The organism is Streptomyces sp. TP-A0356, assembly GCF_001417775.1.
Taxonomy (GTDB): domain Bacteria; phylum Actinomycetota; class Actinomycetes; order Streptomycetales; family Streptomycetaceae; genus Streptomyces.
Genome location: NZ_BBZJ01000023.1, coordinates 62,280 through 86,843, shown reverse-complemented (window position 1 = coordinate 86,843; position 24,564 = coordinate 62,280). Strand labels below are relative to the sequence as shown.

Genomic DNA, 24,564 nt, shown 5'->3' with positions numbered 1-24,564 from the left:
CGGCGGTCACGGCGTCGGGTCCACCACCATGGCGGACCCGCCGCCGCGCCGCACCTTCTCCGCCGCGGCCAGCCACCTGCCGTCCGGCAGCCGCTGCACACCGGTGGCCGCGCCGATCTCCGGGTTCAACTTGAAGGAGTGGCCGATCGCCTCCAGCTGTGTCCGCAGATCGCTGTTGTAGAGGCCGGGTTCGAGCTCCGTCTGTGCGGCGTTGCGCTGGCTGGCGCGCGGCGCGGCGATCGCGTCGACGAGCGGCAGGTGCCGGTCGAGGAACCCGGTCAGGGTCCCCAGCACGGTCGTGATGATGGTGGCTCCGCCGGGCGAACCGAGCGCGACGACCGGCCTGCCCTGCTTGTCGAGCACGATCGTCGGGGAGATCGAGGAGCGCGGACGCTTGCCCGGGCCGGGCAGGTTCGGGTCGTGGACGGCCGGGTTGGCGGGCGTGAAGGAGAAGTCCGTCAGCTCGTTGTTGAGGAGGAAGCCCCGGCCCGGGACGGTGATACCGCTGCCGCCGGTCTGCTCGATGGTGAGTGTGTAGGAGACGACGTTGCCCCACTTGTCGGCGACCGTGAGGTGCGTGGTGTTCTCGCCCTCGTACGTCGTCGGAGCCGCCGTGCCCCGGTCGGCGCAGGCCGCAGGGTGGCGCGGGTCACCGGGCGCGAGCGGGCTGGTGAGCACCGCGTTGTCCTTGATCAGGCACGCGCGGGAGTCGGCGTACTTCTGCGACAGCAGGTCCTTGGTCGGCACGTCCTCGAAGGCGGGGTCGCCGACCCAGCGGCCGCGGTCCGCGAACGCGACGCGGCTCGCCTCGATGAAGTGGTGCAGGTACTGGACCTCGCTCGCCTTGGAGAGGTCGGTCCGCTCCAGGATGTTGAGCGCCTCGCCGACCGTGGTGCCGCCGGAGGAGGAGGGCGCGATGGAGTAGACGTCCAGACCGCGGTAGGACGTCTTCGTCGGCGCCTGGAGCTTCGTCCGGTACGCCGCGAGGTCCTTGGCGGACAGCTTGCCCGGGCGGGCGTTCCAGCCGGACGCGGGGTCCACCGGCGGCTTGTTCACGGTGGCGGCGATGTCCTGGCCGAGGTCACCGTGGTAGATCGCGTCGACGCCGTTGCGGCCCAGCTCCTCGTAGGTGCGGGCGAGGTCGGGGTTCTTGAAGGTGGAGCCGACGACGGGGAGCGCGCCGTTCGGCAGGAACAGCCTGGCCGTGTCCGGGAAGTACCGGAAGCGGGTCTCGTTGGATGCGGTCTGCGAGCGGAAGGTGTCGTCGACGGTGAACCCGTTGCGCGCGATCCGTTCGGCCGGCCTCAGGACCGTGCGGAGCCGCTCGGTGCCCCACTCGTCCAACGCCTTCTGCCAGGTGGCGGGCGTGCCCGGGGTGCCGACGCTCAGCCCGCTGCTGACGGCGTCGGCGAAGGCGAGCGCCTTGCCGTTCTCCTCGAAGAGGTGGGAGTCCGCGGACAGCGGGGCGGTCTCGCGGCCGTCGATCGTGTGCACCGTGCGGGACTTGGCGTCGTAGTAGACGAAGTAGCCGCCTCCGCCGATGCCCGCGGAGTAGGGCTCGGTGACACCGAGCGCGGCTGCCGTGGCGACGGCCGCGTCCACCGCGTTGCCGCCCTTCCTGAGGACTTCGATACCGGCGGCGGAGGCGTCCGCGTCGACGCTCGCGACGGCTCCCCCGTAGCCGACGGCCACGGGCACCTTCTCCCGTGCCGGAGCGGACGACGGCGGTGCCGCCGCTCCCACCGACACCACGGCGGCCGAGACCGCCAACACCGCAAGATTCCGCGCGACAGGGCGACGCATTCGTACCTCCAGTCGACAACCGTCAGCGCAGCGTAACCGCATTGCCATGGTCCCGTCAGTCCCATCGAACACCGCTCCGCCTCGGCCCGCTACCATGCGCGCCCATGAACGACGACGTGCGCAACATCGCCCTCGGGGTGATCGCGGCCGGCATCAGTGCCGCGCTCGGCTGGCTCGCCCGTACGTATCTGTGGAAGCGGAAACTCCGCCGTAGGCAGGCGTTCTTCGGGCTGCCCGACAACTCCGAGTCGCTGCTGGTGGTCAACCGCGAGGCGGGCGGTCCCGAGCTGACGGTGATGCGACACGACGTGTTCGCGCTGCTGGAACTCGCCGCGCTCATCAAGGACTGCGGGGCGAACGCCCAGGTCGTTGCGCACGACGCGGCCCAACAGGGCTTCGGGGAGCGCACGGAGTTCTGTGTGGGAGGGCCCTCCTCCAACCGCCGGATGGCGGCACACCTTCACTCACTCCTGCCCGGTATACAGGTGAACACCGACCCCGAACCCGGCCCGGAACGCGGGGCGTTCCGCATCGGCGGCGAGCTGTACCGGCTGGAGTCCGGCAGTGCCGAGTACGTGATCCTCGCCCGGCTCACGGCGGACCTGGGCAACGGCGCCCGGCCCGTCTTCCTCTTCTGCGGCCAACGCGCGATCACCAACCAGGCGGCGACCCGCTATCTCGCGCGCCACCACGACCGCTTGGCGCGCAAGTACGGCAACGGCTCCTTCGTCCTGCTGCTGAAGGTCGTCAACTCAGGGGCGTACGGCCCGGACGTGGTGGAACTGGTGGGAGACGTCACACGGGCCGCACAGGCTCCCGCCCCGACGGCGGCCCCCCGCAACTCCCACCGGGCTTCCTGACTCTCACCATCCGTCAGGAACCTTTACTCCCACGTAACTTACCGCTGGGTTACATCTGGTAGGGACCTGAGGTTACTGTCGGGTCACTTTGCACTGATCATGTGAGGAGTGACCCGTGGGACACCACCGCAAGGCCCTGCGTACGACCGCCGTGGGTGCCGTTTCGGCGACGCTGATCGCCGGCAGCGCCCTCGGACTCGCCCCCACCGCCCAGGCCGCGAACGCCGTCCGGTTCGTCGACATCACCGGCGACGGCGGCACGGTCCTCAAGGCGAACGTCGTCACGCCCCGGGGCGCGGGCGCCGCACAGCGCTACCCGCTCGTCGTGCTTCCCACGAGCTGGGGCCTGCCGCAGGTCGAGTACCTCGTCCAGGCCCAGAGGCTCGCGGACTCCGGCTATGTCGTGGTCACCTACAACGTACGGGGCTTCTGGCAGTCCGGCGGCCGGATAGAAGTGGCGGGGCCGCCCGACATAGCCGACGCGTCCAAGGTCATCGACTGGGCACTCGCCAACACCCCCGCCGACGCACGGCACATCGGCATGGCGGGTGTCTCCTACGGCGCCGGCATCAGTCTGCTCGCCGCCGCGCACGACAAGCGGATCAAGGCGGTCGCCTCGCTGAGCGGCTGGACGGACCTCACCGGCTCCATCTACTCCGGCCGCACCCAGCACGTCGAGGCGGCCGCCGTGCTCGACGGCGCGGCGACGCTCACCGGCCGCGAAAGCCCCGAGACCCGGCAGGTGTTCAACGACTTCTACGCCGGCAACCTGGCCAAGGAGCAGGACCTCATCGCCTGGGGGAAGAAGCGGTCCGCCGAGACCTACCTCGGCCAGATCAACAGGAACGGCGCGGCGATCATGCTCGCCAACGCCTGGGGCGACACGGTCTTCCCGGTCAACTCGTACACCGACTTCTACGAGAAGCTGACGGGCCCGAAGAGACTGGAGCTGCGTCCGGGCGACCACGCCACGCCTGAGATCCCCGGGCTGTTCGGGCTGCCCAACGACGTGTGGACCAGCACCGAGCGGTGGCTCGACCACTACCTCAGGGGCCAGGACAACGGCATCGACAGGGAGCAGCCGGTCCAGCTCAAGTCCCGCACCGGGGGCGGCTACGAGGGCTATCCGGACTGGAAGTCGGTGGCCGCGACCAGCAGGAAGATAGACCTCGCGGGCACCACCACGATCCACGCGAACGTCGACTCGGGCGCGGACGGCGGGATCGTCTTCCTCTCCAGCATCCTCGACCAGGTGGCGCACATCCCTCCGATGGCGTGGATCCCCCTGCTCCCCCGCCGCTGGGCCGCCGTCTGGCAGTCGGAGAAGTACGCCGCCGCCCAGCACATCCGCGGCACGGCGAAGCTGCACACCACCGTCACCGGCACCAAGGAGAACGGCACCCTCGTCGCCTATCTGTACGACGTGGGCCCGCTCGGCGTCGGCAAGCTGGTCAGCACCGCGCCGTACACCTGGTACGGCCGCACACCCGGCAAGCCGTTCGGCGTCGACCTGGATCTGTTCTCCACGGCCTACGACGTCCCGGCCGGGCACCGGCTGGCCCTGGTCGTCGACACGGTCGACCCGCTCTACATGGAGCACAACCCGCCCGGCGCGCAGCTGACCTTCTCCTCGCCCGCGGACGATCCGTCCTACGTCTCCGTTCCGCTGCGCGAGCAGTGATCTCCGGCTGCCGCCGGCCGGGCCTGGCCCTGTGACTGCTGCTCCCCTCCCCCTACGGTCTCGGGGCCGTGGGGGGACCCCCACCCGGCAGCAGTGTCCCCGGCTCGGCCGCGACGTCCACGGCCCGGGTCTTGGGACTGCGCTGCTCCCACCGGGACGCCCGCCGGGCGCACCAGGACAGCAGCATGCACATCCCGATGTAGAGAGGCGAGATCACCATCACCACGGGGATGAACGGCAAATCGTAGTCGAGGTTGGACGCGATGAGCTTCCCCGCGTGGAGGAACTCCTCATAGGTGATCAGATACCCGAGCGAGGTGTCCTTCAGGGCCACCACCAGCTGGCTGATGATGGCGGGCAGCATGGCCCGCACGGCCTGTGGCACGAGGACGTACGACATGGCCTGTGTCTTGCGCATGCCGAGTGCGTACGCGGCCTCCTTCTGGCCCCGGTCCACGGAGTTGACACCCGCGCGGAAGACCTCGGCGAGCACCGAGCCGTTGTAGAGCGTGAGTCCCGCGACCAGCGCGGGCAGGGGCTGCACCTTCAGCGCCACGAAGATGAAGAAGATCATCACCAGCAGGGGCATGGCGCGGAAGAACTCCACGACGAGTGTCGACAGCAGGCGCACCGGCGCGTGTTCGGAGAGCCGTCCGGTGGCGAGGAGCCCGCCCAGTGCCAGCGAGAGCACCGCCGCCATGGCGAAGGCCTTGAGCGTGTTGCCGAGCCCCCGCAGCAGCAGTTCCTGGATCCCCTTGTACTCGAAGGGCATCCACTTCGTGTACGTGAACTGGCCCGTGCGGAGCAGGAGATACACCACCCAGGCGACCAGGGCGAGCAGGGCGGCGGTGGACACGGCGCTGTAGGCGCGGTGCCGCTGCCGGGCCTTGGGCCCCGGGATGTCGTAGAGGGCGGTGGTGGCGGCGGTTCTGGCGGTCATCGGGCGGCTCCCCACCGGCGTTCCAGGAGGTTGAAGACCGCGCTGATGGCACCGGTGACGATCAGATAGCCGACGGCGATCCAGACGAACGTCAAGATGATGTTGTAGCCCAGTTCGCTCATGATCCGGTACGTGCCGAGCAGTTCGGTCACGCTGAACGCGCCGGCGATCGCCGAGTTCTTGGTGAGTGCGATCAGGATCGATCCGACCGGCGCGATGACCGAGCGGAAGGCCTGCGGCAGCACGACCTGCGACAGGGTCTGCCCGAAGGTCATGCCGAGGCTGCGGGCCGCCTCGCCCTGGCCGGTGGGCACGGTGTTGATGCCGGAGCGCAGCGCCTCGCAGATGAACGCAGAGGTGTAGCAGCCGAGCGCCAGCACGGCGAAGACCATGAAGGGCAGCACGATCCCGAACCGCGGCAGTCCGAGCAGTACCGCGAAGAAGAGCAGGGTGAGCGGGGTGTTGCGCAGGACCGTCACCCACGCGGTGCCGAAGGCCCGTAGGGACCGCACGGGCGCGACCCGGAACGAGGCCATCACGAAGCCGAGCGCGAGGGCCAGCGCGGAGGCGTAGACGGTGAGTTGGACGGTGCCGAGGAAGCCCTTGGCGAAGGTGGGGAAGTTGTCTGTCAGTACGTTCACGAGTGCCTCGCTCAGCTCGCCGGGTAGCGGTCGATCGCGGGCGGGGTGGGTGCGGGCACGCCGGACAGGCCGAGCGTCGCCTCGTACGCCTTCTTCCAGTCGCCGTTCTTCTCGCGGGCCTCCAGCGCGTCGTCGAGTGCGAGTCTGAGGGCGTTGTCGCCGTGCGGGACACCGATGCCGTACGGCTCCTTCGAGAAGGGCCTGCCGACGACCTTGAGCTCCTCGGGGGCCTTCGCGGCGTAGCCGATGAGGATGGCGTCGTCGGTGGTGACGGCGTCGACCTGGTAGGTGAGCAGGTTGTCCACGCACACGGAGTAGGTGTCGTACGCGACGAGGACCGCCTTCGGGTGTTCCTTCCGGACGCGCTGGTACGGGGTCGAACCGGCCGCCGAGCACACGCGTTTGCCGTCCAGGTCCTGTGGGCCGTCGATGCCGTGCTCGTTCCTGCGGACCAGCAGCGACTGGCCGGCCAGGTAGTACGGCCCGGCGAAGCCGACGAGCTTCTTGCGCAGGGCGTTGATCGTGTAGGTGCCGACGTAGTAGTCGATCTGCCCGTTCTGCAGGGCGGTTTCGCGGTTGGCGGAGGCGATGGTCCTGAAGTGGATGGTCCCGGGGGCGAGGCCGAGCGAGGCCGACATCATCCTGGCGATCTCGATGTCGAAGCCGGAGTAGGTGCCGGTCGCCGGGTCCCGCTGGCCGAGGTAGGGCTGGTCCTCCTTGACTCCGACGACGAAGTAGCCGCGTCCGACGGCCCGCTTCCAGGTGGGCGAGGCCGGGAGCCGGAACCCCTGCGCCACCCGGTAGGCGGGGAGCCGATCGGTGGCCGGTCCCTTGACCGGCGGGCTGCCCTCCTTGCCGCAGGCGGCCGCGGCCACCACGGCGAGCACCGCCAGGGCGAGCCGCACACATGCGGTACGGATCATGGTCGCACCCCCGGGTCAGTGCTTGAGGATCTTGGAGAGGAAGTCCTTGGCGCGGTCGGTTCGCGGGTTGGTGAAGAACTCCTCGGGGGTGCGGTCCTCGATGATGCGGCCGTCGGCCATGAAGACGACGCGGTTGGCGGAGGCACGCGCGAAGCCCATCTCATGGGTGACGACGACCATGGTCATGCCTTCCTGGGCGAGCCGGCGCATGACCTCCAGGACCTCGTTGATCATTTCCGGGTCGAGGGCGGAGGTCGGCTCGTCGAACAGCAGCGCCTTGGGCTCCATCGCGAGGGCGCGGGCGATGGCCACGCGCTGCTGCTGCCCGCCGGAGAGCTGGGCCGGGTACTTGGACGCCTGGGAGGCGAGGCCGACACGGTCGAGGAGTTCCAGGGAGCGCCGGTCCGCCAGTTCCCTCTTGTGCCCGCGGACCTTGACCGGGGCGAGCGAGACGTTCTCCAGGACGGTCTTGTGGGCGAAGAGGTTGAAGGACTGGAAGACCATGCCGACATCGGCACGGAGGCGGGCGAGCGCCCTGCCCTCCTCGGGCAGCGGTCGGCCGTCGAGCTTGATGGTGCCGGACTGGACGGTCTCCAGCCGGTTGATCGTTCTGCAGAGGGTGGACTTGCCCGACCCCGACGGGCCGATGACCACGACCACCTCCCCCTTGCCGACCGTGAGGTCGATGTCCCGTAGGACGTGCAGGTCGCCGTACCACTTGTTCACGCCGTCAAGTTCGATCAGCGGTTCGACCGCCATGCCCAGCCCGCCCTCCTCGCTCCCCGCCGTGTCGCAGGTCCCGCAAACTATCCAGACGGGGACGGACCCCCTAGACGACACGCACTTCGCGGGCATTAGCCGTATTTACGGGGCAAGGGTGCCGATTTACGGGGAAGGGTGCCGAGGGGGAGGCGAAGCCCTCGGCGGCGGGAACGGCGGCTGAGCGGGGCGGCTCGGCGGCCAGGGCGCTTCTGACGGATCTCCGTGGGGCAGGAGCGGCGGAGATCCGTCAGAAGCGCCCTATGCCTCCGCCACCTCCGCATACACCTGCGACAGCTCGGGGGCGCCCGTGGACGCCCAGGTGTGGCCGTCGGCGACCACGTCGATCTCACGGCCGGAGACCAGCCGTACCACGGGATGGCCGTTCGGCCAGATCTCCCAGGCGGCGCCCGGGACCGTGCGCACGATGACCGTGCCCAGGTAGAGGCCCGCGTCGTTCCCGAGCCAGGGCAGGATCTCCTCGTCGTCGCGCCAGCGCGGCAGGAGTTGGTCGAGCGCCTCCAACGAGGCAGCGGAGTCGTCGAGTTCGACGCCCGCCTGCTCGGCCTGGGAGCGCAGCAGCTCGCACTCGGAGAGGAGGCCGGTGACGCCGGTCGCGTCGGCGTCACCGTCGGAGAACACCGCGACACCGACGGCGGGGCCGCGCTTCTTGCGCCAGTTGCCCAGGAAAGGGATGTCCATGCGCCCAGCGTGTCACCGGCAGGACGGGGCGCACCACCGTGACACCGCGCGGGAGCCTTCCTACACGTCCAGGTCCACCACGACCGGCGCATGGTCGGAGGCGCCCTTGCCCTTGCGCTCCTCCCGGTCCACGTACGCGTCCTTGACCGCCTTCGCGAACGGCTCGTTGCCGTACACCAGGTCGATGCGCATGCCGCGGTTCTTGGGGAAGCACAGCTGGCGGTAGTCCCAGTAGGTGAACGGGTGGTCGTACTTGAGCGGGCGCGGGACGACGTCCGTGAGGCCCGTCTCCCGCAGCGCGGCCAGGGCGGCCCGCTCGGCCGGGGTGACATGGGTGAGGCCGTCGAAGGCCGCCACGTCGTAGACGTCGTCGTCCGTCGGCGCCACGTTGTAGTCGCCCATCACCGCGAACGGGCGACTGCCGGCCGCGTCGCCCGCCACGGCCGCCTTCAATGCCTCGAACCACTGGAGCTTGTAGGCGTAGTGCGCGTGCTCCACCTCGCGGCCGTTCGGCACGTACACCGACCAGACGCGGACCGGGCCACAGGTGGCGGAGAGGGCGCGGGGCTCCTCGACGCCCTCGTAACCGGGGTCGCCCGGCAGCCCCTTCACCACGTCGTCCAGGCCGACGCGGGAGAGCACCGCGACGCCGTTCCACCGGCCGGTGGCGTGGACCGCCGCCTCGTAGCCCAGGTCGCGCAGCTGGTCGTAGGGGAACTGGTCCTCGGCGACCTTGGCTTCCTGGAGGCACAGCACGTCCGTGCCGCTGCTCTCCAGCCAGGCCAGCAGCCTCGGGAGACGGGCGGTGATCGAGTTCACGTTCCAGGTCGCGATGCGCATGCCTCACAACCTACCTGGCCGGTACGACAACGTGGCCGGGCCCTGCACGCAACGGTGCCGGGCCCGGCCTCACCCGGCTTCAGGGCTCCTCAGACCTCCGCCGACGCCCCCGGCGTCAGTCGCAGGTGCTCGGCTCCGCCCAGCGCGCCGATCTGGTTGTCGTAGATCGGGCGGGCGAGATCCGTCAGAAGGGCGTCGTGGATGTCGTACGCGCGCCGCGGCTTGACCTCGCGGACGTAGTCGATGACCTCGGCGATCTTGTTCCAGGGGGCCATCACCGGAAGCATCAGCGTCTCGACGGGGCGGTCGGGGACGGTGAGCGCGTCGCCGGGATGGAAGACCTTGCCGCCGTCGATCAGATAGCCGACGTTCGTGATGCGCGGGATGTCCGGGTGGATCACGGCGTGCAGTTCGCCGTGCACCTGGACGTCGAAGCCCGCGGCGGTGAAGGTGTCGCCGTGGCCGACGGTGTGCACACGGCCCGGGAACGCCGCCGAGATCCTGTCCGCGACGGATGCGAGGGTCCAGATCTCGGCGCCCGGGTTGGCCTCCATGCCGGCCCGCAGCCGCTCCTCGTTGAAGTGGTCGAGGTGCTCGTGCGTGACCAGGATGGCGTCCGCGCCGACCGCGGCGTCCTCCTCGCTGAACGTGCCGGGGTCGATGACGAGGGTGCGCCCGTCCTTCTCCAGCCGGATGCAGGCATGCGCCTTCTTCGTGAGCTTCATGGATCCATCCTGCCCCCGCCGGCCCCGCCGGGGCCCGCTCAGCGTGGTGCTCCTGATGCCCGGCTGACGATCACTCCTGGGGCGTGGTCTCCTCGCGGATGACCTGCTGCGCCACCTTGAACGCGCTGTTCGCGGCCGGCACTCCGCAGTAGACCGCGGCCTGGAGCAGCACCTCCTTGATCTCGCCCGGTGTGAGTCCGTTGCGCAGGGCCGCCCGGGTGTGGAAGGCGAGCTCCTCCAGGTGGCCGCCCGCCACCAGGGCGGTGAGCGTCACACAGCTGCGCACGCGGCGGTCCAGACCGGGCCGGTCCCAGATCTCGCCCCACGCGTAACGGGTGACGAACTCCTGGAAGTCCCCGGAGAAGTCGTCGGCCGAAGCCAGCGCCCGGTCGACGTGTGCGTCGCCGAGCACCTCACGACGGATCTTGATCCCCGCGTCGTACGGGTCGGGCCTGCCCCCGAGCTCGGCCGGGACGGCGGCCGGGGCGATCTCCGCCACGGGCGCCACCGGCGGCGGTGGGGCCAGCACCGGCTTCACCGGGGGTGCCACGATCGCCGCCATCTGGCCGGTCGCGTCGAACGCCGGCTGCCAGGCGGTGGAGAAGTGGCGGACGAGCAGATCCGTGACCGCCGCGGGCTGCTCGACGGGCACCAGATGGGATGCGCCGGGAACGACCGCGAGCCGGGCGTCCGGTATCCCGGCGACCAGGGTGCGCGCCTCGGCGGGGCCGGTGACCTGGTCGTCGGAGCCGACCAGGACGAGGGTGGGCACGCCGATGCGGCCGAGTTCGGCCCGTACGTCGAAGGCGGCCAGCGCCTCGCAGGCGGCGATGTAGCACCCGGGGTCGGTGGTGCGCACCATCTGCACGGCCCACTCGGTGATCGCGGGCTGGGCGGCCGCGAACCCACTGGTGAACCACCGCTCCGGCGAGGTCCGGGCGATCGGGTCGAGCCCGTTGGTCCGGACGATCACGCCGCGCTGGCGGAACTCGTCGGCCGTGCCGAACCGGGGCGAGGCGGCGATCAAGGCGAGCGAGGCGAGCCGCTCGGGGTGGCGCAGCGCCAGCTCGGCCCCGATGGCGCCGCCGAGCGCGCAGCCCGCGTAGCCGAAGCGATGCACTCCCAGTCCGTCGAGGGTGGCGAGCAGCCGGGCCGTGAGGTCGGCGACGGACCCCGCCGGGTGCGCGGGGGCGCCGCCATGACCGGGCAGGTCGAACCGGAAGACCCGCCACTGCTGGGCGAGCTCGGGGACCTGCCGGTCCCACATGTGCCATGTGGTACCCAGTGAGGGACCCAAGATCAGGACCGGAGCGTCTTCTGGCCCGTCAAAGCGGTATTGCAGGGTGTTCGGGGGTGTCTCACTCACGCCCCAGACCCTCTCACGTCTCACGAAATCTCACACGGCCAGGTGAACCCGGCGGCTCGTGACCCTCGCGGCGCGGCACGCCCGGCACCGCCAAGACCCTCATGGGTCCACGTACGGGTACTTCGATGTGCACGCCTGACCGTGGGGACAGTGCGTCCTCCCGGCTCGCGCACCCTCGCGATCCCTGCACTGCGCAGCTTCCCACTTCGGCACGGCTTCCAGACGGTCTGGTTTGCAGCAAAGCGTGTAGTGCCGTCACCAAGGATCGGCATGACGTACCTGAAAAACCTCTGGGATTCACCGGCGAACAGCCCGGGTGGGGTCGCATGTCCATGCATCGCGTATTCACCGGTCCGTGAGGAGTTCCGTCACGGTCGGTAGTGGCCTCCAGCATGTCTTCGTATCACTCACCCTCACCCGTTCTAGGGTTCAGTGGTGGGCGATGAGGATTCGCATGAACCGATCGTGGTCGAGTATGGGGGGCGGATCACGCCCGTCGATTTTGTTGTCTGGCCTGCGTTCGGCTTGCTTCCCGCCCTCGCCATGATTCCTGCGCTTCCGAGGTGGCTGGCTTACGTCTGCCTCGCATTGGGCGTCGTCACAACATGCGCGCTGATGATCGGCGCCTCGATCACCTTCGGCCGCGAGAACGCCTGGATCGAGGGATCAAGGCTCCAGCTGTCGCTCATGATCGGCTTCTTCCTGATCGGGCAGATGATGGTGTTCGCCTCGGGCTATTACCTGCTGTCGTCCGGGGTCCGGGGGTCCTTCAGCCAGGCGTTGACCCCAGCGAGCGCGGTGTACTTCTCCGTCACGGCCTGGACCACGACAGGGTTCGGAGATATTCACCCAGCAACATCATTCGCTCAGATTCTCGTGGTCTCTGAACTGCTCAGTGCTGTTCTCACCGTCACCGTCGTCTTGACCACGGCAGTTACCAAGGCATTCGCTGAGGGCAAGGTGTCGTGCTGAGGCTGCGTTGCGCCTCCTCGACGAACTTGTCACCGCCTGTGGTCGCCAGGGGCGTATCGGCTCCAGGTTCCTCCGGCTTCGGTGACCAAACGGGTGGCTGTCTTGTCGTGGCATGCGCGGCTACGTGCGCTGCACCGAACGCGTGATGTGCGGGCGACACCAGCGCCGGGCCCCGGCTCGTTCACCCGGCATGGGACGAAAGAGTCAGGCTCGACGGGCGGCGAAAGGGAAAGGGCCCAAGGACCGCAGCTGGCGGGATGCGCCGACAGCGTCAGGCCCCATGGAGCCCCTGGTGTACCGGGACGAGACGGAAGAGATCGGCGGCCGGGTCTACCCTCCAACGATGCGTATCCGCATGAGAGAGAGCGGCGACGTCGTGGCGCTCGACGCCATCGCGACCATGTGTGCGGTCGCCGAGGGCCGCATCACCGGCGTGGAAGCCCGCACGGTGTCGGCGCTGATCGCCGGCGCCGAGGAGAACGCGGGTCTGCGGCCTCGTGACGAGATGGACGTCGACGAGTTCGTCGCCTCGCACACGCGCCTGTTCCAGGGCGGGTTCATCGGCTATGACCAGCACGGCGGGTACCTCTCTGCGCGTGCAGCCGACCCTGCCGCGCTCGCCACGTTGACGGGTAGCTGAGCGCGCCTCGCACTACAGCTCCTGCCGCTTGAGCATTGCCCGGTTCTCCTCCGCTCGCCTCGACCGGCTGGAAGGATCGACGCATGCTCATCACGCCCCACCCAGGCGCCGATCGCCGCAACATACGAGAAGCACTCCGCAGCGCCCACACCGCGGCCATCAGCCTCGGGGGTGCTGGACCGGAAACGGCGTTCTCCCGGCTCATGCGCTACCTGAACTGGGTCACCGACACCGCTGAGACGCTCCGCCACCAGATCAGCGGCAAGGACATCGACCGCCTCCTCCTCACCCCCCGGTACCAGTCGCTCCTCGGGAGCTGCGGCACGCTCGCTGGCAGCGCCCAGGAGCGCCTCGGCAACGGGCTGATCAACCTCGAAGTGACCGAACGCATCCAGGCTCTCGAAGAGGCCCTCAAGGCGCTCACCGTCCAGATAGAGCGCTGGACGGGGCTGGAGCGGTTCGTCGTCGCCGACTCCAGCTTCTACATCCAGAACCCCGACAGGCTCTCCGAAGTCGACCTGCATGAGGTCCTCGAGTTCCCTCCGGACGCCGACATTCGCCTGTTGTTCCCGATCGTCGTGGTCGACGAGCTGGACGGGCTGAAGGAGTCGGGAAAGCACCGATCGCGCTGGCGCGCCACTCACACGCTCGGTCACCTCGACGAGGTCCTGAAGGGCCGCACCTTCGGCGTTCTGCGCGAGTCGGACAAGAGCGGTGAGCCAGCCAGGTGGCGTGGGGAAGTGAACGTGGAGATCGTCTTGGACCAGCCCGGCCATGTCCGCCTTCCGATCGCCGATGACGAGATCATCGACCGGGCGGTGGCCATCCAGTCCCTCGCGGCGCGCGACGTACGGCTGCTGACGTGCGACACCGGGCAGCACACCCGCGGGCGGGCTGCCGGGCTGCAGGTGACCAAGGTGGAGGCGAGGGACCCTGGCCCAGAACCGGACTGGGAGGCCGAGAACAAGCCGGGCACCGGCACTCGTGCGAAGCGCCGTGAACGGCAGGCTGAACGAGCGACGCAGCCCCTGAGCTGACCCAGCCAGCCGGAGACGACGGTGGTCGGTCAGCGAGCGCCGGCGTTCGGTACCTCGGCGAGGGCGGCGACGAGCTGGGTGATGGAGACGGAACCCGACTCTGGAAGCCCGGCGACCACCCAGGCCCGGCGAGCGGCATCAATGTCGCCCTCGGCGGCAGCCAGCACGTTCTCCTTCGCACACTGTGCTCGTGCACCGGGTCGGTGTCAGGTCCGTAGTCGGCCAGGTGAACGACAGTGCGGACCTGCATCTTGGGGTTGCCGGCCATCTGCTCGTTGACGCGGTAGACCCGCAGCCGGTGCCCGAGCAGCGCCCGGGCACGCTCGAGCATGGCACGGCCGACCTCGGTGTCGCCGCGATCGGTGCGCAGGTGCTCCAGCTCGCCGGAGGTGTTGCGGACCACCAGGAGGCCGCGGGTGCTGGTGTCCTAGACGCTTACGGAGAGCAGGGTGGACGTGAACTGCTTCGCCGCGTCTAGGCGCTGAAGGTCCTGCCCAACGGTGTCGGCGAGGGTGTACAGGGGATGGCGCGGGCGCGGACCTGCTCGGTCCAGGCGGCCTCCTCGCCGGGCGGGCAGGTGCCGACCGCGCGGGCGGCGGCCAGGGTGAGTTCGAGGTCGCGGGGGTTCACCTGCCCAACTTGCCTGCGCGGTCATCTGCGAGCAGGCCGACGTAGAGTCATCGCTACGGACTACCTGGCAGGAAGGCCCGCAGCAACGGACGGATGGGAAAAGCACCGGCCGCCGGGGGTTTCGCCGATTAGGGTGCCGGGATGGCACGTTCCTGGACGCGACTGCACGAGTACCTCGGCCGCCCACCGGGGCCCCTGACCTACGACATGGTCTCCGAGGCCGTACAGCGCAAGCTCGCCGAGAGCGACGACCTGGACTGGAAAGAGATGGTCCCGGGAGAGGCCAAGGTCAAGGGCGAGTGGAACGAGTTCTCCAAGGATGTCGCCGCCATGGCCAACACCCGGGGCGGACTTCTGGTCTACGGCGTGAGCGACGCCGTAGAACTGGTCGGCGTCAACCTGAACGAGATCGACGACAAGAAGCTGGGCCAGTGGCTCCGCGTCCACCTGCAGCCCGTCGTGACCGGAGTGAGCTACCTGAGGCTGCCAGCGACCGACGGGAGCGGAAAGGACGTCTTCGTCGTCGACGTGCCGGCCAGCGAGACGGCGCCGCATTTCCTGTACGGGTGGCAGCAGAAGGACAAGGACAAGACCACGTTCAACGCGCCTTATCGGCACCGCGACGACACCGCCTACATGCCCGAGCACCAGATCGCCGCGTCCTACCGTGCCCGGTTCGCCCGCCAGGACGCCGCCGAGGTCGCCCTGGACAAGCACGTCCGGCACACCACCGACCTCCTCTCGGGAGAGTCGGACGCCCCGACGGCATGGCTGGTCGTCGTCGCACGACCCACCCGCCCGCTGCCTCGCACCGTCCCAGCCCCGACACGTGCTGAGGTCCAGTGGGTCATCTCTCAGAGCGCCAAGCGCGCCGATGCGGCACTCAACCGTGCTGTCCCGCTGCGACGGCTTCTGGGACCACAGCTCCTCCTCGGCCTCCTTGACAACAATCCCAGCCGGGGCCTGCGCCGCTGGATGGAGACGAACATGCTGGTGCCAGCGCGGGCCAGCGGTCGACAGAGGGTCCTTGTCGAACTGCATCACGACGGCAGCGTCATCACCGCTGTCGACCTTTCCCACTACGCCATCCCCGGCTTGGTGGAGTCGGATGACGTCGCCATCTCGTGCCCAGCGCTCATCAGGTCGGTCTTCGAGAGCGTGGCGCTGGCCCACGAATACCGCTTGGCCTTGCGCGCCGACAGTCCCATCGACCTCCGCGCTGTCCTCACCATCCTCCCGGAGGCTGACTGGAACCGGCTGGCGCCGGCTGTGATTGAGCTCGGCGGCCGCCTGGCGATAGCCGAGTGGGCACGCCATCCGAGGAAGGTCCAACCGGCTGACGGTGAGCTGGCACCCTTCATCGACGATGAAGCACTCGCCGCAGCGGCAACTGAACTTGCTGAGGGACTGCTGCACCAGTTCGGCATGAACATGCTCGGGGACTAATAACCTCTCAGCGTGCGTGCGTCCGAACAGTCACCCCACGCCGTCACCGACCCGCAGCCCTCGATCGTGTGTCCTGAGTGCGGTGTGCAGTCGTGGCACCCCAAGGACGTGGAGGACGGCTACTGCGGCCGGTGCCACTGGTGGACTGGGGGCCCCAGCTGCACGCGGCGTGGAAGGCGGAGCGCGAGGCGTCCGGCGAGTAGCTGCTCTCCGTGCCCTGCCCGGCAACGCCATTATCCGCAAGGGGCGTTCCGCCCGATATCTGCCCGCCCGCCCCAGAGTGCCTCCTACGCTGGATCCCCTGCACCGCTCAACACGGAGGACACCGATGGACACCCCAAGCCAGCCCCAGCCACTCAGCGGCCCGGAGACGGTCGTGCTCACGACCGTTGTGGCCCTCACCGTGGCAGCATTCTCGGCCGCACTGTGGGGAAACGCTGAGCAGAGCGAGCGTGGCTTCAAGCTGCTGAACTGGCTGCACAAGCGCAGCGAAACTGAGCTCCCGCCCGCAGAGTCGGACCTGTAACGCTCACACCCCTGTGCGTCGTGCCGCGCCTGCAGAAGAGTGGAACTCCTCCTGCAGGCACCGGCCTTCTCCGAAGAAGGCTCGCTGCATCGCCCTCAAACAGCCGCCGCGGCGGCCGATACCCTGCCCTCATGAGCACCACCACAGCAGACGTGGCGGCGGCAGCCGCCGCCACCGTGACCTACAGCGCGTGCAAGACCGGCCTCGGGACATCGGTACAGCCGTTGGCGCTGAGATTGGTCATGGCCTTGAGCTGAGGGTTCCCGCCGACCCAGGCGTCACCGAGATACGTGACAAAGGGGCCAGGGGGTGATCTTGCTCTGTGAGTGAGCAGCAGAATTCTGGCGTGCGCGGTGGCTGGCTGGCCCGGTCCTTGAGCGTCGGCGGGAGGCTCGCCGCGCTCGTGGGCCGCGGCGGCGCTTCGTGGGAGGAGGCCGCCCAGCGGGCGGCGGACGCCTGGAAGGCCGGTAGTTGCTTCGGCTCGGGGCCAGTTGCTGGTCAGGCCGGGGTGTCGGATACGGCTTGGGTCAGGGGGCCGAGGTCTCCGTACAGGGCGGCGTGCAGTGCGGCGGCGAGTTCACGGGCCCTGTCTTCACACTCCAGGTCGTATAGGACGAAGTAGACCGGCCCGCACGAGGAGTCGGGGCGGATCTCGCGGGAGCGGATCAGGTGAATGGCCGCGTTGCGGATGGCGTCGTACACCGCGGTGTCGATGTGGTGCTGCGGGGCGGTGAGCGCGTCGGCCTTCACCGTCCAGCGCTGGGCCTGGCACTCGACGGCGACGAATACGGCCTGCTGCCGCTTGGCGGCCTTGTACGCGGCGTTGAACGCGGTCATGCCCGTGGCGTCGGGGATCAGGTCGGCGGGGCAAGGGGTTGGCAGCGGGCTGGTGCCCCTCCCGGCCGAACATCCGCAGCAGGTCATACGCCCACACCCGCTCAACGATCCTTCTCGGAAGCTCCACGCCAGCACCCTTCCCTGTGCTAGCGGCCGTGATCAATCCCAGCGCTACATTCTGTACTGCATCAGACCTCGCACACACGGCGGGCAAGCTCTGCCTTCCCTCGCAGGAGGGGAGACGTTGGCCGTAGCCTGCCCGCCCCTCCCCGTTGCCGTCGCTGGTCCACAGCCAGCAGCCGGCCTCCGGGTCACCTCGATTTGACTGCCATACGGCTGGGCAGGTCGCCCAATCGGCAGACCGCCTGAGTCAGGCTTACCCCTCCGTCGCAGCACCGTGCAGGCCGTCCCACGTTGTGGCGGCTCCACGGAGGTCCTCCACATCCGGCTTCACGTACCACTTCTTGGTGGTCTTGACGTTCGTGTGTCCGGCCCACCGCGCAAGGATGTGATCCGGCACGCCTTTGTTGGCGAGGTATGTGAGGCAGGAGGAGCGAGCGTCGTAGAGGCGCACTCTGCGGAGTTCAAGGATCTCCATGAGCCGGTAAGCGCGTCTGCGGAGCTGCTTGATCGTGAAGGCTTCCCCGGTCTCGTGCACCACGACGTATCCGGAATCCGAGTAAGCCTCACCGAGGACGAGCTTCTCCTTGGCTTGGAGAGCCCTGAACGACTTGAGGGCAGCCAGCACCGGTGCTGGCAAAGGAAGATCCCGTTCCCCAGCCAGGGACTTGGTGTCCTTCTCCACAACGTACCGATTTCCCATCATCGTCCGAGTGTTGGCTATGGTGATTGTGGCGGCTTCCAAGTCCACGTCTTCCCACCGGAGTCCGCAGACTTCAGCCGGACGTAGACCCATGAGGGACAGCAAGAGGGCAGCGTAAAGCCGTTCTGTCCGGACACCGTGAATGAACGTCTGAATCTCCCGCACGTTCCACGGCTTCACCTCCTGCTTCTTCTTTCGCTCTTCTTTACGTGCCCTCCGTGGGATGGTCACATGTTGGGCTACATTCATAGTTACTAGCCGACGCGTAACGGCTCGATTCAGGGCGTCCTTCAATCGGGCAAGACTCATTTCCACGCTGGTCACTCCCAGCGGAGTACCTGCCTTACCACCACGTACACGCCCGTGCTTCAACGCCCAGTGCATCCACTCTTCTACATCTTCCTCGGTGAGTTCCTGAAGCCGGATGCGCCCCAGCCTCCCCCGAACCCGGTCGAGGGTGACCCGATAGTTGTAGACAGTGGTCTCTTCCAGATCCTCTGCTTTCATGGCCAGCCACTGATCAAGCCACCCATTGACGGTTATCTGGTTGGGCGGTACGAATGTCCCTTCCTCGCGGCGGTTGGTGATGCGCGCGTACTCAGCCTTTGCCTCCTTGAGAGTGGCGAACGTACGCGTCAGCTGTTTGCGCCTCCCGGTGGCAGGGTCGATGCCTACGTCGACTACGAACCGGTAACGCACCTGTCCCTTGGAGTTGGGTGGAAGCTTCTTGATCGGAACGGACAGGGGGTACTCACTCTCCTTCAAGGGGACCTGCACCAGCAGGGCGCCGGATCATCTGGCTGGCACCAGACCAGTGCCATCCCGTTTCACGAGCTGCTGAGTTCGCTGCAGCTCCGCCGCCAAGCACAGCCGCGCATGCGAACGTCCTCAAGGAACCTCACGATCGCCGGTTTTGCTAACCGGCGATCGTCGTCTATGTTGCGCACCGCATCACGAAGACGGCATCTGCTTAGGCTCGCCGCAGCCAGGGCCAGTCGACGCGCAACCAGGTGCGCGCCGTCCGTGGCGAGCACCAGCGGACCGTCATCGGTGAGGCGGTCGAGATTCCGCGCAGCAAGGCGCTCGCCCTGATGGCGTGTGCCATTTGCCATGTTGCGGCGCCAAGACATGCCCCAAGGTATGCGAGGGCGGCACTGACGCTGCGATAGCCACGTTGCAACAGGTCCTCACCGAACAGGCCGGCCACGCAAAAGCAGACGCACAGCCCGGCGGAGACGGTCCCGTAGTCGCTGGCTGCCTGGCTGTACCAGGCGTTCAGACGCGCCGCGGGTATAAGGTGCGGGTGCAGTGAAACGAGCGGATCGCATAGCGGGGTCAGACAGGCGGACCTCCCCAAGTAGGAGCCCTGGCAGCAAGGCAGTCACACGGGTGCAGGATTACAAGGCATTTCGCAACCCGGGCCGCAGTGGACCATCTGCACATCCTGGCCTGGTGGTTTCCGGGACGTTGTACGTTGACATGGTCCGGACGGAGGTATCCAGTCCTGTGGTCCTATTTCTCGTCTGCCGTGAGCGAATGGCCGCGGACAGCCAGCAAGTCCTCCTGTCGTGGGCTTATGAAGCGCACGGGCTCCGGCGCCTGCATCATGGAGGCGCCGACCTCGTTGACGAGAACCTGCCACCCCAGTGCCGAAGCGACGCGCCGCCCCGCATGGCCCGCCGCCACCTGACTGGTACAGGTCGTGGTCGAGCTTCGCTCGCCTTCAGGGGTGGCGACCGGCTTTCAGGCGTGCCCTGGACGGCTGGGTAGGGTCGCAGCACCCGAGCTGGAGAGGTAGTTGCATGGCCAACGATATTGTGATTGCGCAGACGACCAGCGACGACGAGGGGCAGGCGAAGATGCTGGCCCGAGGTGCGGTCGAGAGCAAGCTGGCAGCGGGTGTTCACATCGATGCGCCAATCACCGCCTTCTACTGGTGGAAAGGGAAGGTCGAGGCGGCGCAGGAGTGGCGCATCTCTTACATGACTACGACGGACCGTCTACCCGCGCTGGAAGCGTGGGTGCACGAGAAGCACTCGTACGACGTCCCCCAATGGATCACACTCCCCGTAACCGGCGGGTCGGAGGCGTACCTGTCCTGGGTCTTCGAGGAGACGGAATCGGACTGAGGAGCCACGGGCCGGGCGTCGGCGGCGTTGGCGCCCTGGGCGTGCCGCGTGCCACCCGAGGCGGATCAGGATGTGAACCGCCGGAAATAAACGGCAAATTCGTGTTCGCTGTCAGGAAGCAACGCTGCAATAGCCGCCGCCCGCTCCTTGCCCATGGTGTTGGGCTTGGCCTGTGCCGCCGCAGCGAACTGGCGGGCCACGTAGACGCCTTGGTCGACGTCACCCCCACGCAGTAGGGCCGACGCCAGATCACCGAGGACTACGACGCCCCCGTCCGGTAGCCCGTCTCCGAGGCGGTCGACCGCGGTATCAGCTGTGGACGTGAGCTCGGGGCGCCTCAGCTGGCCGTACACGGACAGGGCCAACGAGTCCATGCGGTATGGGGTCACGAACCTGACCCATGCCTGCTCGCTGGTGTGGTCCGCGAAATCGTAGGCGAAGCGCGCTCGGTCTAACGCCTGGAGCGCCCCCACCTCGTCGCCGGCCGCCGCAGCTTCTTCCGCGTGCCTACCGAGAACCCAGGCGGCAGCAGTAGCGTTACCGTGGCCTCGCACGTCGTTGGCGGCTTGGGAGAGGAACTCCATCTTCGCCTTTGGCGTCAAAGCGCCGTAGCTGCTGTAGGTCAGGGCCAGGGCTCGGAGTGGAGGATGCCCGGCAGCCGCCGCGCACTGCGACGTGACCTTGTAGTAGGCGTTGGCTTTGTCGTGCTCCCCCAGGTCCCAGGCCACCCAACCGGCCAGAGCGGCGGTTTCCCCGGCGGCGATGGTGAGAGCGCCTTCGTGTTCGCCTGCACGAGGCAGGGCCGCAGTGATCGCGTCAAGATGCGACTCGACCGTTTTTTGTAGCCGCCGCGCGCTGAGGTTGAGTTCCTGGACGTGCAGTTCAGCGGCTCGGTCGATGAGCGCGGCGGCAGCGGGCGAATCGATCTTGTTCCCCTTGCTGAGGGCGAAGGCGAGGCGCCCCCACGGCTCGGCGGCCACGCTCACGCCGATAGTGGCGCTACCCAGGAGCGTGCGACGCTTCACGGCGTCTTGGTCCTCCCCTGCATCGGCATGCCCCTTTCTCTTCCGAGCGCGGGCGGCCTTGGCCTCTCGCTGTAGTTCCTCGAAGGGGACACCGCAGGCCGCCGCGATGTGGCCGATTGTGTGGTTGGTAGGAATGTTCTCGAAGTTCTCATAACGGCTGATCTCTCGGCGGGTCATGGTGTCCCGGCCGGAGACAGCGTTGATCGCCTCCGCCTGCTCCTCCTGTGTCCGGCCCGCCTCCTGCCGAAGCCGGAGGAGCAGGTCGGCGAACGGGTCTGGCATGAGTGTGACCTCTGTCGGTGGGCGGAATCCAATCATGGCCTCAATTCCCCCCTTCAGTTTCCCCCTAATCCAGTGCGGAAGCAGACGGCCCGGGCCCGTGCAACGACCCGGGCAGCTGCTCGCGCAGGACAGCGAATGCCTGGATCCCCCCTGGCCATCAAGGCCTCCTCAAAGAGCGGCATCGCTGTCCGTTGCGGGGTTCGCGGTGATGACGCGGGCGCCGGGCTGATGCCTCCGTTTCCCCGGGCCCTTGAGGCCTCTGTCAAGAGCGGCGCAGCCCGGCGCCTCCGTGATCACCGCGAAACTCGCGGGGACCGCTCGGACGTTGATCGTCACGGCGCGAGCCCGCTCCAGGGTCGACCTCTTGTTCATCCGCGAGCCAGCGAGCTCTGCAGAAGATCGAGCCCCTGGAGCGCGCTGGTGTTGCGAACGGCTACTGAGATGGCGGACCAACGAGTCCTTGGATTAGGGCGCCGCGCGACCCGCATGTGCTCGTGACCTGCATAAACGGACAGATCTGGGAGGACAGCTTGACCGTGTTCTGCGGCATCGACTGGGCGGAGCGACACCACGACGTTGCCCTCGTCGACGAAGCCGGCACTTTGCTCGCCAAAGCCCATATCACCGACGACGCGGCCGGCTACCACAAGCTCTTGGCCCTCTTGGCCGAACACGGTGACAGCCCAGACGATCCGATACCGGTGGCCATCGAGACCAGCCACGGCCTCCTGGTTGCGAGCCTGCGCACCGGCAGCCGTCGGGTCTTCGCGATCAACCCGCTCGCGGCCGCCCGCTACCGCGACCGCCACGGCGTCAGCCGCAAGAAGTCCGACCCCGGCGACGCCCTGGTCCTCGCGAACATCCTGCGCACTGACATGCACGCCCACCGGCCCCTGCCGGCGGACTCCGAACTCGCCCAGGCCATCACTGTCCTGGCCCGAGCCCAGCAGGACGCCGTCTGGACTCGGCAGCAGGTCGCCAACCAGGTCCGCTCGCTCCTGCGCGAGTACTACCCTGCTGCTCTGCTGGCCTTCCAGGCCAAGCAGAGCGGTCTGACCAGGGCTGATTCCCGTGTCATCCTCACTCTGGCCCCGACCCCGGCCAAGGCCGCGAAGCTCACCCTCGCCCAGTTGAGGGCCGCCCTCAAACGCAGTGGCCGCCTCCGCGGCTGCGACGCGGAAGCCGAGCGGCTACGGGCCGTCTTCCGCGCCGAGTACGCCCACCAGCTCCCCAGCGTCGAGGATGCCTTCGGCCACCAGCTCCTGGCTCTGCTCAAGCAGCTGGACGCCGCCTGCCAGGCCGCGGACGACCTCGCGGAGGCAGCCACAGCCGCCTTTCACCAGCACGCCGACAGCGAGATCCTGCTCAGCTTCCCGGGCCTTGGGCCCATGCTCGGCGCCCGCGTCCTCGCCGAGCTGGGCGATGACCGGGCACGGTTCACCGACGCCCGGGCACTGAAGTCATACGCCGGATCCGCGCCCATCACCCGGGCCTCTGGCAAGAAGCGCTTCGTCGGCCGCCGCTTCGTCAAGAACAACCGCCTCATCAACGCCGGCTTCCTCTGGGCCTTCGCCGCCCTCACCGCCTCACCAGGAGCAAACGCGCACTACCGGCGCCGACGCGAGCATGGCGACTGGCACGCCGCCGCACAACGGCACTTGCTGAACCGCTTCCTCGGCCAGCTCCATCACTGTCTCAAGGCCCGGCAGCTCTTCGACGAACAGCAGGCCTTCGCACCGCTCCTGTCACCCCCGGCCGAGCAGGCAGCTTGACTTCTAAGCCCCCTGAGATGTCTTGACATGATTTTCCCCCTCTGGATTCCCCTGGTCGACGGCGTCGCCGCACGGTGCCATAGCCCACATGACCAGGCTCCAAGAGGCGGCCCCGCCCGGCGGGGGCATCCGCAGCTGTGCGGCTACAGCAGGCGCGTCATGCGTCAGGCCGGTTCAGGAAGACGAGGCCGGCGCATGGGCGAGGGCAGAGGTACCGGCGGCATCCCATGCCTGTCAGGCGGCCCTTCTCCCCGACCTTGCGAAGGTCGGGGAGATGCGGCGCATAGCCAGGGCGTTCCTGCGGCGGTGCCGTGTTTCGGAGCCGGTGGCGGGGTTCGTCGTACTGGCCGTTTCGGAGCTGGTCACCAACGCCGTGGTCCACGGTGAGGGCGAAGTCGTGCTCCACATCACGGTGGCCGTCGACGTGGTGCGTGTCTCGGTAACCGACCACAACCCGGCGCCCGCTGTGCTCAAGGAAGCCGGACCCGACGGCGAATCGGGGCGCGGGATCCGGCTGGTCGATGCGATCTCAGACGCATGGGAGAGCAACGGCGAGGAGACGTGGTGTGAGTTCCGAGACGCGAGGGCTGCAGCTTGAGCCAGACCTCCAGTTGGTTCCCGACGATGCAAATGGCAAGCCCGGCAGCTCAGTCGCTTCTGTCATACAGGGCGCTCCGAGGGCCGTTCGCTTGCCTTCGCCCAGTAATTCGGTTCGAGCATCTCGCCGGGCCAGGCGGGCTGACGGATCGGGCCACGAGGCCCCATCTGTTCGAAGTACGGTGCCAAGTCGATCACGGGCGTTCCGTCTACAGCATCGAGATCGGTGACCAACAGGTCCCGTCCCTCGACCTCGAGCAGCCGCGGGTAGCTGATCGCCAGTTGATTGGGACGCCGATGGTTGCGGTGGACGAAGGTACCGGTCGACGGCCAGTCCGGATTCCCGCGGGGGCTGCGTGCGTGGAGCTGGACGTCTTCCGGTCGCGCCAGGTGGAAGAGCCAGGTCACCGTCAGGTGGGAAAACTCTTCGATTCCCTGCAGCGTCTCAAGGGGGTACGCCTCGTTGAGTCGGATGACCGACTCGACTCCGCCCTGGTAATCGTCCTGAACGCGGGTGTGGCCCCCGACCACCGTTGCGATCGATTCGACCTCGTACGTTGCCATCGGCGCTCGTTCCTCTCTAACGGGGTCGCGTGTTCAGCAGCTGC

The 24,564-nt window shown here is 68.1% G+C and carries 27 protein-coding genes; 12 read left to right on the top strand and 15 right to left on the bottom strand.

The window, feature by feature from the left end:
• Nucleotides 1–6: 6 nt before the first annotated feature.
• On the bottom strand, nt 7–1,803 hold the full coding sequence (ggt, locus tag ASC56_RS24710; RefSeq protein ID WP_199836056.1) for a gamma-glutamyltransferase: 1,797 nt from the start codon (nt 1,801–1,803) through the stop codon (nt 7–9).
• A 104-nt stretch (nt 1,804–1,907) separates the two neighbouring features.
• Here ggt and ASC56_RS24705 point away from each other — a divergent pair, with 104 nt between their 5' ends.
• Nucleotides 1,908–2,663 carry a hypothetical protein gene (locus ASC56_RS24705; RefSeq protein ID WP_055493723.1) on the top strand — a complete coding sequence of 252 codons (756 nt, stop codon included), beginning with the start codon at nt 1,908–1,910 and terminating at the stop codon, nt 2,661–2,663.
• A gap of 115 nt (nt 2,664–2,778) precedes the next feature.
• Nucleotides 2,779–4,344, top strand: a complete 1,566-nt coding sequence (locus ASC56_RS24700; RefSeq protein WP_055493722.1) for an alpha/beta fold hydrolase — start codon at nt 2,779–2,781, stop codon at nt 4,342–4,344.
• Nucleotides 4,345–4,396: 52 nt separating this feature from the next.
• On the opposite strand, the gene ASC56_RS24695 is transcribed toward ASC56_RS24700, so the two are convergent.
• The 8 genes from ASC56_RS24695 to pcaC all read right to left on the bottom strand — a co-directional run bounded on the left by ASC56_RS24695 (nt 4,397) and on the right by pcaC (nt 11,240).
• Nucleotides 4,397–5,284: an amino acid ABC transporter permease gene (locus ASC56_RS24695; RefSeq protein WP_055493866.1), complete on the bottom strand. Its 888-nt coding sequence runs from the start codon at nt 5,282–5,284 to the stop codon at nt 4,397–4,399.
• Nucleotides 5,281–5,925 carry an amino acid ABC transporter permease gene (locus ASC56_RS24690; RefSeq protein ID WP_055493721.1) on the bottom strand — a complete coding sequence of 215 codons (645 nt, stop codon included), beginning with the start codon at nt 5,923–5,925 and terminating at the stop codon, nt 5,281–5,283. The genes ASC56_RS24695 and ASC56_RS24690 overlap by 4 nt, the downstream gene beginning before the upstream one ends.
• An 11-nt stretch (nt 5,926–5,936) precedes the next feature.
• Complete coding sequence (locus ASC56_RS24685; protein WP_055493720.1) at nt 5,937–6,848, bottom strand: glutamate ABC transporter substrate-binding protein; 912 nt, start codon at nt 6,846–6,848, stop codon at nt 5,937–5,939.
• 15 nt (nt 6,849–6,863) lie between these two features.
• The gene (locus tag ASC56_RS24680; RefSeq protein WP_055493719.1) at nt 6,864–7,607 is read right to left on the bottom strand and encodes an amino acid ABC transporter ATP-binding protein; all 744 of its coding nucleotides are present in this window, start codon (nt 7,605–7,607) and stop codon (nt 6,864–6,866) included.
• 261 nt (nt 7,608–7,868) lie between these two features.
• Nucleotides 7,869–8,309 (bottom strand): DUF6278 family protein, encoded by a 441-nt coding sequence (locus ASC56_RS24675; protein WP_055493718.1) that lies wholly within the window; start codon nt 8,307–8,309, stop codon nt 7,869–7,871.
• Between the two features lie 60 nt (nt 8,310–8,369).
• Nucleotides 8,370–9,149 (bottom strand): exodeoxyribonuclease III, encoded by a 780-nt coding sequence (locus ASC56_RS24670; RefSeq protein WP_055493717.1) that lies wholly within the window; start codon nt 9,147–9,149, stop codon nt 8,370–8,372.
• 89 nt (nt 9,150–9,238) lie between these two features.
• Complete coding sequence (locus ASC56_RS24665; RefSeq protein ID WP_055493716.1) at nt 9,239–9,874, bottom strand: MBL fold metallo-hydrolase; 636 nt, start codon at nt 9,872–9,874, stop codon at nt 9,239–9,241.
• 70 nt (nt 9,875–9,944) lie between these two features.
• Nucleotides 9,945–11,240 (bottom strand): 4-carboxymuconolactone decarboxylase, encoded by a 1,296-nt coding sequence (pcaC, locus tag ASC56_RS24660; RefSeq protein ID WP_055493715.1) that lies wholly within the window; start codon nt 11,238–11,240, stop codon nt 9,945–9,947.
• A 435-nt stretch (nt 11,241–11,675) separates the two neighbouring features.
• Here pcaC and ASC56_RS24655 point away from each other — a divergent pair, with 435 nt between their 5' ends.
• The 3 genes from ASC56_RS24655 to ASC56_RS24645 all read left to right on the top strand — a co-directional run bounded on the left by ASC56_RS24655 (nt 11,676) and on the right by ASC56_RS24645 (nt 13,889).
• A complete protein-coding gene (locus ASC56_RS24655) occupies nt 11,676–12,212 on the top strand; it encodes an ion channel (RefSeq protein WP_159039697.1) in 537 nt (178 codons plus the stop codon).
• 280 nt (nt 12,213–12,492) lie between these two features.
• Nucleotides 12,493–12,852 carry a hypothetical protein gene (locus ASC56_RS24650; protein WP_055493713.1) on the top strand — a complete coding sequence of 120 codons (360 nt, stop codon included), beginning with the start codon at nt 12,493–12,495 and terminating at the stop codon, nt 12,850–12,852.
• 83 nt (nt 12,853–12,935) lie between these two features.
• Complete coding sequence (locus ASC56_RS24645; protein WP_055493712.1) at nt 12,936–13,889, top strand: PIN domain-containing protein; 954 nt, start codon at nt 12,936–12,938, stop codon at nt 13,887–13,889.
• A 29-nt stretch (nt 13,890–13,918) separates the two neighbouring features.
• Here the strand turns inward: ASC56_RS24645 and ASC56_RS40710 are convergent, their stop codons facing one another.
• Nucleotides 13,919–14,056, bottom strand: a complete 138-nt coding sequence (locus tag ASC56_RS40710) for a hypothetical protein (RefSeq protein ID WP_159039696.1) — start codon at nt 14,054–14,056, stop codon at nt 13,919–13,921.
• 59 nt (nt 14,057–14,115) lie between these two features.
• Between ASC56_RS40710 and ASC56_RS24640 the strand changes: the two genes are divergently transcribed.
• Nucleotides 14,116–14,367 carry a hypothetical protein gene (locus ASC56_RS24640; protein ID WP_159039695.1) on the top strand — a complete coding sequence of 84 codons (252 nt, stop codon included), beginning with the start codon at nt 14,116–14,118 and terminating at the stop codon, nt 14,365–14,367.
• Here the strand turns inward: ASC56_RS24640 and ASC56_RS40705 are convergent.
• The gene (locus ASC56_RS40705) at nt 14,364–14,519 is read right to left on the bottom strand and encodes a hypothetical protein (protein ID WP_159039694.1); all 156 of its coding nucleotides are present in this window, start codon (nt 14,517–14,519) and stop codon (nt 14,364–14,366) included. The two genes, ASC56_RS24640 and ASC56_RS40705, sit on opposite strands and share 4 nt — an antisense overlap.
• A gap of 207 nt (nt 14,520–14,726) precedes the next feature.
• On the opposite strand from ASC56_RS40705, the gene ASC56_RS24635 reads away from it, so the two are divergent.
• The 3 genes from ASC56_RS24635 (at nt 14,727) to ASC56_RS42860 (ending at nt 16,748) form a co-directional block, all read left to right on the top strand.
• Nucleotides 14,727–15,965, top strand: a complete 1,239-nt coding sequence (locus ASC56_RS24635; protein WP_234377047.1) for a helix-turn-helix domain-containing protein — start codon at nt 14,727–14,729, stop codon at nt 15,963–15,965.
• Between the two features lie 328 nt (nt 15,966–16,293).
• Nucleotides 16,294–16,491 carry a hypothetical protein gene (locus ASC56_RS24630; protein WP_055493709.1) on the top strand — a complete coding sequence of 66 codons (198 nt, stop codon included), beginning with the start codon at nt 16,294–16,296 and terminating at the stop codon, nt 16,489–16,491.
• A gap of 131 nt (nt 16,492–16,622) precedes the next feature.
• Entirely contained in the window at nt 16,623–16,748 is a 126-nt protein-coding gene (locus ASC56_RS42860) for a hypothetical protein (protein ID WP_267887635.1), read from the top strand.
• A gap of 241 nt (nt 16,749–16,989) precedes the next feature.
• Here the strand turns inward: ASC56_RS42860 and ASC56_RS24625 are convergent, their stop codons facing one another.
• Together ASC56_RS24625 and ASC56_RS24620 are read right to left on the bottom strand one after the other, a co-directional pair.
• Entirely contained in the window at nt 16,990–17,328 is a 339-nt protein-coding gene (locus ASC56_RS24625) for a hypothetical protein (RefSeq protein ID WP_234377046.1), read from the bottom strand.
• 376 nt (nt 17,329–17,704) lie between these two features.
• The gene (locus ASC56_RS24620) at nt 17,705–18,916 is read right to left on the bottom strand and encodes a tyrosine-type recombinase/integrase (protein ID WP_234377045.1); all 1,212 of its coding nucleotides are present in this window, start codon (nt 18,914–18,916) and stop codon (nt 17,705–17,707) included.
• Nucleotides 18,917–19,953: 1,037 nt separating this feature from the next.
• Here ASC56_RS24620 and cutA point away from each other — a divergent pair.
• A complete protein-coding gene (gene cutA, locus ASC56_RS24615) occupies nt 19,954–20,280 on the top strand; it encodes a divalent-cation tolerance protein CutA (RefSeq protein WP_055493707.1) in 327 nt (108 codons plus the stop codon).
• A 65-nt stretch (nt 20,281–20,345) separates the two neighbouring features.
• Here cutA and ASC56_RS24610 read toward each other — a convergent pair whose 3' ends face one another.
• Nucleotides 20,346–21,587 carry a helix-turn-helix transcriptional regulator gene (locus ASC56_RS24610; RefSeq protein ID WP_055493706.1) on the bottom strand — a complete coding sequence of 414 codons (1,242 nt, stop codon included), beginning with the start codon at nt 21,585–21,587 and terminating at the stop codon, nt 20,346–20,348.
• A 515-nt stretch (nt 21,588–22,102) separates the two neighbouring features.
• On the opposite strand from ASC56_RS24610, the gene ASC56_RS24605 reads away from it, so the two are divergent.
• Both ASC56_RS24605 and ASC56_RS42855 read left to right on the top strand, forming a co-directional pair.
• Complete coding sequence (locus ASC56_RS24605; RefSeq protein ID WP_107309344.1) at nt 22,103–23,359, top strand: IS110 family transposase; 1,257 nt, start codon at nt 22,103–22,105, stop codon at nt 23,357–23,359.
• A gap of 88 nt (nt 23,360–23,447) precedes the next feature.
• Nucleotides 23,448–23,957 carry an ATP-binding protein gene (locus ASC56_RS42855; protein WP_079102685.1) on the top strand — a complete coding sequence of 170 codons (510 nt, stop codon included), beginning with the start codon at nt 23,448–23,450 and terminating at the stop codon, nt 23,955–23,957.
• 62 nt (nt 23,958–24,019) lie between these two features.
• Here the strand turns inward: ASC56_RS42855 and ASC56_RS24595 are convergent, their stop codons facing one another.
• Entirely contained in the window at nt 24,020–24,520 is a 501-nt protein-coding gene (locus ASC56_RS24595) for an SAM-dependent methyltransferase (protein WP_055493703.1), read from the bottom strand.
• Between the last annotated feature and the right edge of the window lie 44 nt (nt 24,521–24,564).